The organism is Sulfuricurvum sp., from assembly GCF_022759005.1.
Classification (GTDB): domain Bacteria; phylum Campylobacterota; class Campylobacteria; order Campylobacterales; family Sulfurimonadaceae; genus Sulfuricurvum.
Window position 1 is genome coordinate 1 of sequence record NZ_JAEMQA010000084.1, and the last position, 13363, is coordinate 13363.

15 protein-coding genes are annotated in these 13363 nt (G+C 47.0%); 3 read left to right on the top strand and 12 right to left on the bottom strand.

From position 1 onward, the window contains the following. Positions 1 to 304: 304 nt before the first annotated feature. From carA to JHC35_RS05475, 7 genes are all read right to left on the bottom strand, one after another. Positions 305 to 1438, bottom strand: coding sequence for a glutamine-hydrolyzing carbamoyl-phosphate synthase small subunit (gene carA / locus JHC35_RS05445; protein ID WP_295042783.1), 1134 nt, complete (start codon positions 1436 to 1438; stop codon positions 305 to 307). After that, positions 1438 to 1989 carry a DUF507 family protein gene (locus tag JHC35_RS05450; RefSeq protein ID WP_295042785.1) on the bottom strand — a complete coding sequence of 184 codons (552 nt, stop codon included), beginning with the start codon at positions 1987 to 1989 and terminating at the stop codon, positions 1438 to 1440. The genes carA and JHC35_RS05450 overlap by 1 nt, the downstream gene beginning before the upstream one ends. Before the next feature lie 72 nt (positions 1990 to 2061). Next, a complete protein-coding gene (locus JHC35_RS05455) occupies positions 2062 to 2589 on the bottom strand; it encodes a PDP protein (RefSeq protein WP_295042787.1) in 528 nt (175 codons plus the stop codon). After that, positions 2586 to 3008, bottom strand: coding sequence for a flagellar export protein FliJ (locus JHC35_RS05460; protein WP_295042789.1), 423 nt, complete (start codon positions 3006 to 3008; stop codon positions 2586 to 2588). Before JHC35_RS05460 ends, JHC35_RS05455 begins: the two co-directional genes overlap by 4 nt. Positions 3009 to 3023: 15 nt before the next feature. Then, positions 3024 to 4271, bottom strand: coding sequence for an adenylosuccinate synthase (locus JHC35_RS05465; RefSeq protein WP_295042791.1), 1248 nt, complete (start codon positions 4269 to 4271; stop codon positions 3024 to 3026). Positions 4272 to 4286: 15 nt separating this feature from the next. Then, positions 4287 to 5132, bottom strand: a complete 846-nt coding sequence (locus tag JHC35_RS05470) for an ATP phosphoribosyltransferase regulatory subunit (protein WP_295042793.1) — start codon at positions 5130 to 5132, stop codon at positions 4287 to 4289. A gap of 4 nt (positions 5133 to 5136) precedes the next feature. Further along, positions 5137 to 6240, bottom strand: a complete 1104-nt coding sequence (locus JHC35_RS05475; RefSeq protein ID WP_295042795.1) for an aminotransferase class V-fold PLP-dependent enzyme — start codon at positions 6238 to 6240, stop codon at positions 5137 to 5139. A gap of 113 nt (positions 6241 to 6353) precedes the next feature. On the opposite strand from JHC35_RS05475, the gene JHC35_RS05480 reads away from it, so the two are divergent. Beyond that, complete coding sequence (locus tag JHC35_RS05480; protein ID WP_295042797.1) at positions 6354 to 7133, top strand: undecaprenyl-diphosphate phosphatase; 780 nt, start codon at positions 6354 to 6356, stop codon at positions 7131 to 7133. On the opposite strand, the gene rdgB is transcribed toward JHC35_RS05480, so the two are convergent. Continuing rightward, positions 7106 to 7732 carry an RdgB/HAM1 family non-canonical purine NTP pyrophosphatase gene (gene rdgB / locus JHC35_RS05485; RefSeq protein WP_295042799.1) on the bottom strand — a complete coding sequence of 209 codons (627 nt, stop codon included), beginning with the start codon at positions 7730 to 7732 and terminating at the stop codon, positions 7106 to 7108. The two genes, JHC35_RS05480 and rdgB, sit on opposite strands and share 28 nt — an antisense overlap. A gap of 100 nt (positions 7733 to 7832) precedes the next feature. On the opposite strand from rdgB, the gene JHC35_RS05490 reads away from it, so the two are divergent. Next, the gene (locus JHC35_RS05490) at positions 7833 to 9155 is read left to right on the top strand and encodes an MFS transporter (protein WP_295042801.1); all 1323 of its coding nucleotides are present in this window, start codon (positions 7833 to 7835) and stop codon (positions 9153 to 9155) included. A gap of 78 nt (positions 9156 to 9233) precedes the next feature. On the opposite strand, the gene JHC35_RS05495 is transcribed toward JHC35_RS05490, so the two are convergent. From JHC35_RS05495 to JHC35_RS05505, 3 genes are read right to left on the bottom strand one after another with little or no spacing between them, the layout of a single operon-like run. After that, positions 9234 to 10433 (bottom strand): molybdopterin molybdotransferase MoeA, encoded by a 1200-nt coding sequence (locus tag JHC35_RS05495; RefSeq protein ID WP_295042803.1) that lies wholly within the window; start codon positions 10431 to 10433, stop codon positions 9234 to 9236. Then, complete coding sequence (locus JHC35_RS05500) at positions 10430 to 10882, bottom strand: molybdenum cofactor biosynthesis protein MoaE (protein ID WP_295042805.1); 453 nt, start codon at positions 10880 to 10882, stop codon at positions 10430 to 10432. Before JHC35_RS05500 ends, JHC35_RS05495 begins: the two co-directional genes overlap by 4 nt. Then, entirely contained in the window at positions 10879 to 11100 is a 222-nt protein-coding gene (locus JHC35_RS05505) for a MoaD/ThiS family protein (RefSeq protein WP_295042807.1), read from the bottom strand. Before JHC35_RS05505 ends, JHC35_RS05500 begins: the two co-directional genes overlap by 4 nt. Positions 11101 to 11284: 184 nt before the next feature. Here JHC35_RS05505 and JHC35_RS05510 point away from each other — a divergent pair, with 184 nt between their 5' ends. Next, positions 11285 to 11965: an MqnA/MqnD/SBP family protein gene (locus tag JHC35_RS05510; RefSeq protein WP_295042809.1), complete on the top strand. Its 681-nt coding sequence runs from the start codon at positions 11285 to 11287 to the stop codon at positions 11963 to 11965. Here the strand turns inward: JHC35_RS05510 and gltX are convergent. Next, a complete protein-coding gene (gene gltX / locus JHC35_RS05515) occupies positions 11962 to 13344 on the bottom strand; it encodes a glutamate--tRNA ligase (protein ID WP_295042811.1) in 1383 nt (460 codons plus the stop codon). The two genes, JHC35_RS05510 and gltX, sit on opposite strands and share 4 nt — an antisense overlap. Positions 13345 to 13363: the final 19 nt, after the last annotated feature.

Below are 13363 nucleotides of genomic sequence, written 5' to 3' on the forward strand. Positions count from 1 at the left end.
AATGGACGATTCTCCATTTACGACCTCCTTAAAGATTCAAAGCATAAGAGCCTATTAGGGCACCTCTGACTTCGCAAAAATTGTGAAATCAAAGATGCCCTTAACACTTTTGTAACAAAAGTAGGCTATTAGACACTCTAATGATAGCAATCGGAGTATTTAAGGAATCTTAAATTATTAAATGTTTTTAGCTATATTGAAACTCAACGATTAATTTAAGTTTATTTACAGGATCTAGGGAAGAAAAGTAACACTTTTGTACTTTAAGAGAGAATTTAAACGGCTTTGGTCATCCAAAGCCGTTTTATTGACGTTGTAGAAGTTGAAGAAATTCACCGAAAATATATCGGCTCTCTTTTGGTCCCGGACTCGATTCAGGATGGTGTTGCACCGAAAAAACATGGCCGCTATTGTAGCGTAACCCTTCAATGGTGTTATCAAACAGATTCACATGCGTCACTTCAGCGATTTCGCGCACTGTTTCAGGGACGTTATAGTTATGATTTTGTGCAGTAATCTCTACCATCCCCGTTTTAACGTTTTTCACGGGATGATTTCCGCCGTGATGCCCGAATTTGAGTTTGTGGGTATCGTAACCGTGCGCGATGCTAAGGAGCTGATGCCCTAAGCAAATTCCAAATAAAGGTATTTTACGTGCAATGAGCTTTTTGATCTCATCTTGTTCTCGTTTTAAGACCAAAGGATCTCCGGGGCCGTTTGAGAGAAAAACACCGTCTATCTCTTTCGCATCATATCGCGCAATCAACGCATCCGCACTAAAGGTATTCGGGAGAACTTCCACTTCTAAGCCCGCTTCGGTGAGTTCGTTAAGGATATTGCGTTTTACCCCGAAATCGATCGCCGCGATACGTGCTTTCGGTGCAGGCGCATCGTTATAGCGGAAGTTGAACGGATCATAAATACCGTTTCGATGAGTATACGCGGTTTTAGTACTTACCTCTTCGATGTAGTTAATCTCTTCGATACGAGGGGAACGCTCCAACATCGCTTTGAGCTCGTCTTTGTCTGACACTTTTGTTGAAGCGATCATCATCATCGCCCCTTCGGTGCGGAGCATTTTTGTAATAAAACGGGTATCGATATCGCAAATACCGATAATTCCATTTTTTTCTAAAAAAGTATGCAATGCCTCTTCAGCACGGAAACTGGAGTACTGAGATTGATATTGACGTACAAGCACCCCTTTGCAGTGAGCTTTGCTGCTCTCCATATCTTCATCATTCACACCGACATTCCCGATCTCCGGCATAGTAAACGTGACAAACTGTCCTGCATACGATGGATCGGTGATAATCTCCTGATATCCGCTCATAGAGGTGTTGAATACGATTTCACCGACCGCTGTCGTATCGGCACCGAAACTTTTGGCACTCAGATAGGTACCGTTTTCGAGATAAATCCATGCGTCGCGTAACATTATGCCATCCCCCGTCGTAGCAATTCATCTTTGTAGAGTTTTTCGTATACGATCTCATATTCGTCTGTTCCAGGGATCAAATTGCGTTTATAGCTTTTGATCTTTTGGAATACGGCAGATTCGATTTCGCTCGTATCGGCAATCGATCCGGTAATCGCATCGTAAATGATATTTTTGATTCGGTTTTCACTCACATCGTAATTGATCAAATCTTCTTCATACAGTTCATTAAGGATTTGGTGGGCAATATCGGAATAGCGATCTTCATACGAGAGGACAACACCGAACTCCGGTGCCAATTTCTTTTTAATCATGAAAAAGAGCTGACGTTCATCGGCAAGATAAAAATCGATTTGATCTTCATTGGCATTAACGATCTCTTTGACTTTTTCTTCGAGTGCCATTTCTCGTTTGATGTTGGCGATTAAGACCTTTTCAGCCTCTTTGGCGGTACTTTCAAGCCCTTTGGTCATCGTGACCAATCCGCTGCGGCTAAGATCGACAGCGATTCGCGTCGCGATATGGGGTACGTGTGTCAGTGAAACCTTCATTGCCAGCCCTGAGTGAAATTTTTTGCATTTTAGCCAAAAATACCTCTCAAATCGCTTAGAGGAAATAGCGAATTATTTAGGAGGTTCCGGTATTTTTCTCAATTTTTCGGTAATTTCAGACCCTTTTTTTGGATCCATCTTCGCCAATATTTGTCCAACAACTTTTGAGTTCAATGTACTCATAATATCTGAAGCATCCGAAGCGGACATCTGAGAAAGGATTTGTGCGGATGCGGCAGGTTTCATTTTGGCAAAGGTTTGAGAAACTTTATCCGCCTTTAACTGCTTGATTTCATCCAGCACTTTTTTATTTTCATCTAACATTTTTTTAATAGAAGCCTCTTTTGCTTTAATCTCACCCAGCTTTTGATCTACTTTTTGATCTTTACCCTGAACCATTGCCTCTTTTTTACGTAATAAATCTTCCGTTGCCCGCTTGAGGGAATCAAGCGATTGTTTTTGTTCATCAATCCGCTCCAACTCAACCAAAAGCTCATTTTTACGGTCTTCAAAAATTTTGGTACACTCAAACGATTTCGTTGCCTGCGCTCCATAGAGTGACGCGAATGTTACGAGTGTTAATAGAGCGATTTTCTTCATAGTTCCTCTTTTTTATAAGCCATGATGCCGATCTCATCGATCATTTTATCTTCTTGGCGTTTGAGATGTTTAAGTTTCATGTTCATCTCTTGTACTTCCAAATATTTGAATTTTTCAAAGTCGATCATCGCCTCTTTGAATCGCTCTCGCATCCGATACTGTTGGTGTTGCGCACTTTGCAGTGTATGCTGATACGTTTCGATGGTTTGATGCTGAGCATGAATCATAGCGGCGGCTTGGGTAAATTCACCGACAGATCCCTGCGTCGGCAAACTCATGCGTGAAAGTTCATCGTAGGCTTGATTGAGTTTGTCGGTTGCAGAGGAAAGAGCATTGTTTGCAGAAATGAGGGCACGCTCAGCGGTGTCGAGAGCCTTTTTCTTTAGTTTTACCAAAGGCTCATAACGCGACTTTGCCATAGCGCCTCCTCAAAATTATAAAATAATCGTGTCGTTTCGATCCGGAGAAGTGGAGATCATGCCGATTTTGGTTTGGGTCAACTCTTCAAGGGCGCGAAGATACTCTTGCGCGGTAACCGGAAGATCTTCAAAACGGCGAACACCCTCTGTTTTATCCCATCCAGGGAAGCTTTTATAGACCGGTTTGACGTTTTCGAGATCAAGCGGCATATAATCAATCACTTCGCCATTCACTTCATATGCGACACACACTTCGATTGTCTCAAACCCGTCTAATACATCCAGTTTCATGATGGATAGATCATCGCATCCGTTCAATCGGCTCGCATAGCGGCATGCTACGGCGTCAAACCATCCGCAACGGCGAGGACGTCCGGTAGAGGTTCCAAACTCATGCCCTATTTTGCGCAATCTCTCACCCACTTCACCGTGATCTTCCGTCGGAAACGGTCCGTTTCCGACACGGGTGCAGTATGCTTTGACAATCCCCGTCACTTTGCCGATGTCTTTGGGATTAACCCCAAGACCGGTACATGCTCCAGCAGAAATGGTCGATGAGCTGGTAACGTAGGGATAGGTACCGTGGTCGATGTCGAGCATCGTCCCCTGTGCACCCTCAAGGAGGATTTTTTTCTCATCATCCATAAGCTTCCATGCCATTTGGGTTGTATTGGCTAAAAACGGTACCAATTTTTCAGCATAGCCGTTCAGCTCCACAACCAAATCCGCACGACTCGGCAAAGCAATCTCCAACGCATCAAAAATCGCTTTATTTTGCTCAAAATACTCCATAATGCGGTTACTCAAAGTTTCAACGTCACGAAGTTCACCGAGACGGAATCCAGCACGAGCGATTTTTTCGCTGTACGCCGGTCCGATACCGCGTCCTGTCGTACCGATCGCTTTTTCACCACGACGTTTCTCTTTTGCTTGATCGATTAAAATATGAAAGCCCAAAATCATGTGTGCCGATTCAGAGACGAACAAACGCCCGAGCAAATTATCAAACTGTTTCATCTCTTTGATCAACGCTTCAGGAGAAACAACGACACCGTTACCGATGATATTGATCGCTTTTGGATTCAAAATTCCTGAGGGGATCAGATGAAGAGCGTGTGTTTTACCGTCTACAACGATAGTATGACCCGCATTGTGTCCCCCCTGATAACGGGCAACACAATCGTAGCGCTGCGCGAGCAAATCGACGATTTTCCCTTTTCCTTCATCTCCCCATTGGATACCGACAATCAAATCTGCTTTCATAAACAATCCTATCTTTTATTGGCGTAATGCGTCAATCAACGCATCGGTGTAAATTGCAAAACCGACCGAAACGGTCTCGTCGCTTTTGTAGCGTCCGCCCATCGCGTACACTTCGTTGCCTTCAATAACGCGGAAAAACAGCTCATCATAATAGAGCATTTTAGCGTAATACAACGGCGCAATGACTATATTGGGATATTCCAACCCAACGCAGAGCTCTTTTATTTTGAGTAATTCCGGTTTTAACGCTTCAGGAACAATCGTAACAACCGCATCAATTTCTTCCGCATGCTGCATATAGACCAAACGGGTCAGCCAGTCGATTTTAAGCGATAAAAACTTCTCAATATTCACATGGCGAAAATCGTCCAAAGTGAGATCCAATATTTCGCTCAAAATGCGAGGGATATTGATGTTCGAGATTTGAAGCAACGGAGCCATTTTTAGCTCATTTAAAATCCGTGTTGCTTGTACGAGCGCTACCGATAAATTCGGCTCATCAATAATTTCGACCCCGATTTGATACTGCTCATCGGCAGGGTAGCGATACACCGGTTGAATATAGAACCATTTTTTATGCTCCGTATTACCGCCAAGCCGTTTATTGAGAATACGAACCACGTCAATCGTCGAATCGGCACGGAGGCTGATCGGGTGGTTTTCGCTGTCATTGACACGGATAAGCTCACGCTGATCACAGACACTCATGTGCTGATGGTACGAAAACAGCGGTGTAATGATCTCTTCAAATCCGGCATCACTTAAAAGCGTGCTGGCTTTTGTTTCAATATTCCGCTTGGTCTTTGCCGTCGCGGCAAAGTAAAGCTTCGAGCCTTCGGGAATTTCGTGTTCAAATACCATGAGATTAGAGTCCGAAATAGGCGGTGTTAAACACACGGTTCGCGGTTCCGTCATACGCTCTGCGTCCCATTTTATCGAGTGCCAATTCTACCGCATTCGCTGCCCAACACGCTTCGTAGGGAGCGATGAGCCCCATGTGGTTGATACGGAAGATCGAATCTTTGATGTGATCTTGCCCACCCGCGACGTTGACATCGAACGCTTTGAGGGTGGAACGGATTTTTTTCGCTTCCGCATCCCCTACCGTCGTCATCGAATCGGCAGGATTGGTCGGATAGATGGAGAGACCGATCGCCTTCATCGCTTCACGGGTCGCACGTGCGCGGCGAGCCGTATCGGCATAAAGCTTATCCAAACCGCCCTCGGCTTTGATACGGTTCAATACCGATTCCAAACCGATGGTAATCGTCGTAGCCGCCGTCCATGCCGTCGTATTTTTGCGTTGGTTTTTGATTTCGGTCGCAAGGTTGAAATAATACCCTTTGCCACTTCCGATCTTTTCAATAGCCGCATTGGAGAGTCCCATAATCGCGAGCCCTGGAGGGAGCATCAACGCTTTTTGGCTCCCTGAAATCAAACAGTCGATATTGCTCACATCGATTTTCTCAACGCCCACCGCCGTGATACCGTCCGCAATCACCATGATGGCTGGGTTGTGCGCTTTGACTGCTGCGGCAATCGCTTCAACGCTGTGGCGCAATCCGCCGGCACTCTCGCAGATTTGGATCGCGATGGCATCGATGTCAGGGTTGGCATTCAACGCTGCTTGAACTTCTTCAACACTCGCCGGGGTATCCCATTCGTGCTTAATCTCAACGTTTGCAATCCCATGAGCAACAGCGATTTTCCCGAAACGCTCACCGAATTTCCCCGAGTTGATCGAAAGCAATTTGGAGTGAGCCAAATTGATCACCGCCCCCTCCATCGCACCGGTTCCGGAGGATGCGAGCATCAGTACCTCATCCATGCCGAGAAGTTCAAAAAGCAATGCGCGTGTTCGCTCAAAAATCGCTTCAAATTCAGGAGTTCGGTGGTGCAGTGTCTCACCGGCCATAGCGATACGTACGGACTCAGGTACCGGAGTTGGTCCAGGGGTAAAAAGTAACATTCAAAAATTCCTTGAGGGAAAGTGTCATAAATCCGCGAATTTTACCCTATGTGAGGTTAGGAGAGGTTTAAGGTTAATAATCATGTGTTAGAATTCCGCTAAAAAGAGATTCTATGACATTATTTGACTCACTGATTTTGGGCGCATTGGAAGGGGTAACCGAATTTTTGCCCATCTCTTCAACCGGACACCTTATCCTCGCATCACAGCTTTTAGGGCTGCAACAGACCGCCACCCATAAAGCGTTCGAAGTCTCTATTCAACTCGGAAGCATCCTCGCCGTCTTATTTTTGTACGCCCAGCGCCTCTTGCAAGATAAAACCCTCTGGTTCAAAATCGCCGTCGCATTTCTCCCAACCGGAGCACTGGGATTTTTGTTCTACAAACACATCAAAGCCCTCTTCGGTGTCGAGACGGTAAGTATTATGCTGATCGCCGGAGGGGTTATTTTTCTCATTATTGAGTATTTTCGTCGAGACAAAGCGATCGATGAGGGGAAAGATCTCAGTGCTCTTACGATCAAAGAGGCGTTTACTATCGGCTTTTTCCAAAGTCTCTCGATGGTTCCAGGGACAAGCCGCTCAGGCGCCACCCTCATCGGCGGATTGTTTATGGGACTCAACCGTAAAAGTGCGGCAGAGTTTTCGTTTCTCCTCGCAATTCCGACCATGTTTATCGCCACCGCCTATGATCTAATCAAACATCGTCATGAACTCGTTGTGGATGATTGGTCGATGCTCATCATTGCGTTTATCACCGCATTTGTGTTTGCATTTGTAACCGTCAAAGCCTTTGTCGGTTTCGTCAGTCGCCACACCTTCGTCCCGTTCGCAATTTACCGCATTATCGTCGGGGTTATTTTCTTTTATTTTGTAGCTACGCTTCCGGCGTGAGAACGTAAAAACTTAATCTGATCGATCAAAATCTTCGCCAACTCGAGCGCTTTGGATCGGTGCGATAGCCCTTTTTTCACATCATTGTCCAACTCTCCGAGCGTAAGCTCAAAACCGCTCGGGAAAAAAATCGGATCGTATCCAAAACCGTTCTCGCCTCGCAACTCCGTGATAACATCCCCGTGCATCCACCCGTGAACACAACTCTCCCCTTCCCGCGAGACAATCGCGATCGCCGCCGTATAGTGGGCGGGTGATGTGGAGAGATTTTGTGTTTTTAGCGCCTCTACCAGTTTGAGCAAATTGTCCCGATCGCTAACCCCTTCACCCGCATAACGGGCACTGTAAATCCCCGGAGCCCCGTCTAACGCGTCAACACTGATTCCGCTATCATCGGCAACCACAATCGCTTCTCTATCCCCCAAAGCATTGTAAACGGCACGCGCTTTGATCAGGGCGTTGGTTTTAAACGACTCACCGTCTTCGATAATCTCGAACCCCTCCATCAAATCGGTATAGGGAAATACCTCCCGATCGTGCAAAAGTTCGATAATCTCCCGAACTTTCCCTTTGTTTGACGTTGCCAAAACGATTTTCATTGCTTTCCTTACAGTAGACTTTAACGTTCAATGTTTACCCGACGTTTCATCTAAGGGTGTAATATAATGTTGAAAATTTTAACGTATCTAAGGTTGCACGGTGTTTAAAACAGTTCTTCCCCTCTCGGCGATTCTTTCGCTTCGATTTTTCGGTCTTTTTCTTGTTCTTCCGGTTCTCTCGGCCTATGCGCTGGGGCTAGAGGGTGCTACACCTCTACTCATCGGTGTCATCGTCGGCGGCTACGCCCTCACACAGGCAATTTTCCAAGTACCGTTTGGGATCATGAGCGACAAAATCGGTCGCAAACCGACACTGCTCCTCGGTCTCGTCATCTTCTTGATCGGTTCAATCATCTGTGCAGTGAGTACCGATATTTATACGTTGATGGCAGGGCGCTTTTTACAGGGTGCCGGAGCGATCGGTGCCGTTATCCCCGCTATGATCAGTGATCTCGTGAATGAAGAAAAACGGGGTCATGCGATGGCACTTATGGGGGGAACGATCGCTATCAGTTTTGCGGCGGCGATGGCTCTGGGACCTGTCCTTGCGGCTGGGTTTGGGTTTTCATCGCTTTTTTGGATCGCGGCTGTTTTGTCGATCCTCTCGATGATCGTCCTTTTCACGAATGTTCCAAACCCTCCGAAAATCCGCCATATCTACCACTCAACCACAACCACCAAAGATATTCTCAAGAATCCGAATTTGCTCAGCATGATCATCACCAACGGGATGCAAAAAGGGCTGATGACCGTTTCGTTTGTCCTCATCCCTATCTTTTTGACCAAACCTGAATACGGCTTTTTATGGGATAAAAAAGATCTTTGGCAAGCATTTATCCCTGCAATGGTGATGGGGCTTTTGGCGATGGGACCCGCTGCCGTTTTCGGAGAAAAGTACAACAAGCCGCGCGAGATTTTCCTCATCTCCATCGTATTGTTCATCGTCGCATTTACCCTTATGGGATTTGCAACCAAAGGGTGGGAGTTCATCGTCGGAGTAGTGAGCTTTTTCATGGCGTTTAATATGATGGAGCCGTTGGTTCAGTCTATGATTTCCAAATACGCCAAAGTACACCAAAAGGGGGCGGCACTCGGTATCGCCAACGGGTTCGCCTATTTCATGACGTTTGTCGGCGGTGCGGCGGCAGGGATCGCACTGCAATACTCAAGTCGTGAAGTGTTCACCATCGCGTTGATCGTTATCAGCACATTATGGCTGTTATGGACACTTAAAATGCAAAATCCGCACCGCTATTCCCACCTCTATATGCCAGTAGATCACGTTGATATGGAGAAATTAAACGCTTTGGAGCATGAGCATATCGCGGAGTGGTTTATCAATGAAACCGAACAGATCGTTGCGGTCAAATACCGCAAAGATATGATCGAAGAAGAGGCGATTAAAGCGAAGATTGCGAAATAATCTTCGTTCGTGGTGAGCTCGTCAAACCATAAACAAAACACCCTTCGACTGGCTCAGGGCGAACGGAGAAGACAGAGATTAAAATTTGATAACGCGAACCAATGTCCCCACTTCCAAATCCCCATCCTCTTCACCGCAGATCATCAATCCCGCATTGCCGAGTAGATTGGTCAAAATCGCAGAGCTTCCCGTCTTTTTCCCCTCAAAATCGACCCAATAGCGCCCCTCTTCAAAGCTCAGATTGCACGCCGTAAATTCGCTTTTGTTGGAACGCTTGGCAAACGGCACTTTGAGCGTCGCTTCAATCACCTCGTAAGGACTTTCTACCCCCAACATCCGTGCGATCAGCGGCGCGGCATAGAGGATAAAAGTGACGGTAGAGGAGTAGGCAAATCCCGGTAGAGAGACGATAAAGCTCTCACCTCGCTGAGCCACCATGACATGCTGCCCCGGTTTGATATTGACCCCTTTGAAGATCACTTCGGCACCGAGTTTCGGGACGATGTGTTTGACGAAATCGTAATCGCCAACACTCACCCCTCCCGTACTCACTACGATGTCACACGAGCTGATCGCCTCTTCGAACCGCTCCATAATCGCCGTTTTGTCATCTCCAACAATCCCCATCTGAACGCTCTCACCGCCGAGTTGATCGACGAGCGCTTGGAGGGTGTAGCTGTTAGAACTTCGGATTTGTCCCTCGTGACGCGCAACCTCTCCAATGTCGAGAATCTCACTCCCCGTTGCGATAATCGCAACACGTGGGCGCTGAGCCACACGAACCATAACTCGGTTGATCCCTGCCAATACACCGATCTGCGCAAATCCGATTTTTGTCCCACGCGGAATCAGGATTTCCCCCTCACGGTAGCTTTCGCCGACCGGACGAACGGCAAAACCGTGCGGAACCGCTTTTTCGATGATGATAGAGGAGCCATCGACACGGACATTTTCAATCGGTATAAGGGTATCAGAACCCTTGGGCATCAAGGAGCCGGTAAAGGTCTTGATACACGCACCGCTCATCACCCCTCCGATTTCATCGGCTCCGGCTGGATTATCCCCGAGGATTTCAAGCGATTCATACACTTCCAAATCACTGTGCAGTATTGCGTACCCGTCCATCGCAGAGGTAGGATGAAGGGGATAGTCGCCATCGGCAATGATGTCTTCGGCTAAAATCCGTCCCAATGCTGAGGTGAGAAAAATACGCTCGCTTCGGACATTGCCGATACTGAGGAGGCTGATCATATTTTGGGAGGTCTCATACGAAATCATCGTTTTCCTCCCAAAATACCCGCTCCCGCAATCGCTGTTGAACGATCCGCAGCATAAAGGCGCGCACCGTTTTTGAGATCGTATTTCCAAATCGGAGCCGAAGCTTTAAAATCTTCGACAAATTTCTCGATCGTCTCCAATGCGACACGACGCTTCGGCGAAAATACCGCTGCAATATAGGAGCTTTCATGCACCAAAACATCCCCTCGACTGTGCGCCATTTTGAGCTTCGCACCAAGAACTTCTGTCTTGGTTTGCCATGCATCAAACCAACTAGAGAGAATCGGCTCATATACATCGAAACTCAATCCCTCAATACCGTCCTCTTCGCGTACCGTACCGATAAAAGGGATATACGCACCGTAGTTGTATTGCGACTCTTCCGCGTACCAGCGGGTAATGATTTCGGGGACGTTCAATGCCCCCTCATAAAGCTCTAACGTACTCATCCGCCGCACACCGGAGGAAGAAGCGATACTTTATCTCCGTCTTTGAGAGGCGTATCGAGAGTCGATACCAACGTATCGTTGACGGCTACCGCGCAGTTTTCGATCCACTGTGCCATTTCGCTATCGTGTTTCAATACTTCAGCAATATCATGCAACGATGCGGCGTCCAATGTGAGCGGAGCCTTTTGGATCGGTCCTAAAAATTCGATTGTCACCATAATAATTTCCGTAGTTAAATTGGATAAATTATAGCGAATGATCAATAACAATCCCTTGTTAGCTATGGGTTAGTATAATACATTCATATTTTAACGCCAAAGGGATACATCCCTTTGGCTACCCTTGCAGCACAAGGCACTAAAGCTTGCCTCTATCAAGGCAGAAGTTTAAAGAGGATTAGGTGTGATTTTCGGAAAAATTGATTTTATAAACCTTTTGCCGTTTCATGTTTTTATTAAACGCTATACGAGGAGCACCCGATTTCACCAAAGCCTCCATTACCATAAAGGGGTCCCCTCGGCGCTCAACCGTGAGTTTGCCATGCGGCGAATCGATGCGGCGTTTATCTCCAGTATCACTGCCAAAAATTGCTACCACTTCGGAGTCGGAATCGTCGCACAGCGCGAAGTGCTGAGCGTCCTTTCACTTCCCAATGCGGACAAAGCGGATGAGGATTCGGCAACCTCCAATCTCTTGGCTCAGATTTTAGACGTTCACGGAGAGGTGCTGATCGGAGACAAAGCGTTACGCTACTACTACAGTGGCGGTGAGCATATCGATTTAGGTGCACTTTGGCATAAACGGACAGGTTTGCCGTTTGTTTTTGCTCTGCTGTGCACCCATCATCACACCGACGACCTTCGCCGACTTAGCCATGCGTTTGTTTCTAAAAAGGTGAAAATTCCCTATTATATACTGATGGAAGCGTCTCGCCGAAGTGGACTTACCCCTGCACAAATTATCCATTATCTAAAATTTATCAGCTACAAAGTTGGGGTGAAAGAAACGAGAGGATATAAACGATTTGTGGGAGAGGCGAAAAGGAGGGGGTTAAATCCCTCTCTTTCAAAGATTAGATATTAGTGATTCAATAGCGCTTCGATACGAGCCAACGTCTCATCAACACCGATAATCGCCATCACCGTATCGAGTCCCGGTCCTGAGAGTTTCCCCATAAGGGCAATACGGAGCGGCTGACCGATTTTCCCGAAACCGATTTCGAGTTTTGCGACCACCTCTTCCATTACATGGTGGTAGTCGCTCGGCAAGTGAAGTTCGGAAGCATTGCGCAACGCTTCGGCAAATGTTTTGAGGATCATCGGGGATTCCTCTTTGTACCCTTTTTTGAGTGCCGCTTCATCAAACATCTCAGGACGTACCAAAATCTCGTTGATCTGAGCGGCCATCTCGACGAGAGTTTTGGAACGCTCTTTGAGAGCATCAAGCAAAATTTCGCGTTTATCGTGGCTGACCAGCATCACCCCATGAAACTCCAACAGTTCGCACAATTTGTCATTCGGGGTATTTTTGATGTAGTGGGCATTGAGCCAGTCGAGTTTTTCGACGTTATAGACCGATGCGGAGCGGTTGATATCGTTCGGATCGAAAAGCTCCAACATCTCTTTCATCGAAAAAATCTCCTGATCGCCGTGACTCCATCCCAAACGGACCAAGAAGTTGAGCAACGCTTCAGGGGTATATCCGAGCGTTTTGTACGCCATGACGTCGGTAGCACCGTCCCGTTTTGAGAGCTTCTTCCCCTCGTGATTGTGAATCATCGGAACATGGAAAAATCGCGGTATCGGGAACCCGAGCGCTTCATACACGACCATCTGTTTAGGGGTATTGGAGAGGTGATCGTCGCCTCGTATAACATCAGTTACCCCCATCAGCGCATCATCGACGGCGACAACAAAGTTATACGTCGGCGTCCCGTCCGCGCGGGCAATAATGAAGTCATCCAAGATGTCAGCAACATTAAACACCACATCCCCTTTGACCCCGTCATGCACGGTAATCGTCCCCTCTAACGGCGCTTTGATACGGATAACCGCTTCACGTCCTTCCGGCGGAGTTCCGGTAAAATCGCGATAGCGGTTGTCGTATTTCGGTCGCTCTTTACGAGCGCTCTGCTCTTCACGCAAGGCATCGAGTTCTTCACGGGTCATATAACATTTATACGCTTTGCCGCTGTCAAGAAGCTTTTGGACATACTCTTGGTAGATCGCCAAACGTGAGGACTGATATTCGATCGTTCCGTCATGCTCCAATCCCACCCATTTAAACGCTTCGACGATCGCAAGAGCGGCCGCTTCATCGTTACGGCTAAAATCGGTATCTTCGATACGGAGCAAAAATTTTCCGCCGTTGCGGCGCGCCCACAAATAGTTGAGCAAAGCGGTTCGTAAACCGCCTATATGTAAATACCCTGTCGGGCTTGGGGCAAATCTGGTAACTATCATCGGTTAATCCTTTGTGGAT

Excerpts from the sequence above, each read along its gene's own strand:
- carA (WP_295042783.1), bottom strand. The coding sequence starts at position 1,438 with ATGTTACGCGACGCATGGATTTATCTCGAAAACGGTACCTATCTGAGT.
- JHC35_RS05450 (WP_295042785.1), bottom strand. The coding sequence starts at position 1,989 with ATGAAGGTTTCACTGACACACGTACCCCATATCGCGACGCGAATCGCT.
- JHC35_RS05455 (WP_295042787.1), bottom strand. The coding sequence starts at position 2,589 with ATGAAGAAAATCGCTCTATTAACACTCGTAACATTCGCGTCACTCTAT.
- JHC35_RS05460 (WP_295042789.1), bottom strand. The coding sequence starts at position 3,008 with ATGGCAAAGTCGCGTTATGAGCCTTTGGTAAAACTAAAGAAAAAGGCT.
- JHC35_RS05465 (WP_295042791.1), bottom strand. The coding sequence starts at position 4,271 with ATGAAAGCAGATTTGATTGTCGGTATCCAATGGGGAGATGAAGGAAAA.
- JHC35_RS05470 (WP_295042793.1), bottom strand. The coding sequence starts at position 5,132 with ATGGTATTTGAACACGAAATTCCCGAAGGCTCGAAGCTTTACTTTGCC.
- JHC35_RS05475 (WP_295042795.1), bottom strand. The coding sequence starts at position 6,240 with ATGTTACTTTTTACCCCTGGACCAACTCCGGTACCTGAGTCCGTACGT.
- JHC35_RS05480 (WP_295042797.1), top strand. The coding sequence starts at position 6,354 with ATGACATTATTTGACTCACTGATTTTGGGCGCATTGGAAGGGGTAACC.
- rdgB (WP_295042799.1), bottom strand. The coding sequence starts at position 7,732 with ATGAAAATCGTTTTGGCAACGTCAAACAAAGGGAAAGTTCGGGAGATT.
- JHC35_RS05495 (WP_295042803.1), bottom strand. The coding sequence starts at position 10,433 with ATGATTTCGTATGAGACCTCCCAAAATATGATCAGCCTCCTCAGTATC.
- JHC35_RS05500 (WP_295042805.1), bottom strand. The coding sequence starts at position 10,882 with ATGAGTACGTTAGAGCTTTATGAGGGGGCATTGAACGTCCCCGAAATC.
- JHC35_RS05505 (WP_295042807.1), bottom strand. The coding sequence starts at position 11,100 with ATGGTGACAATCGAATTTTTAGGACCGATCCAAAAGGCTCCGCTCACA.
- gltX (WP_295042811.1), bottom strand. The coding sequence starts at position 13,344 with ATGATAGTTACCAGATTTGCCCCAAGCCCGACAGGGTATTTACATATA.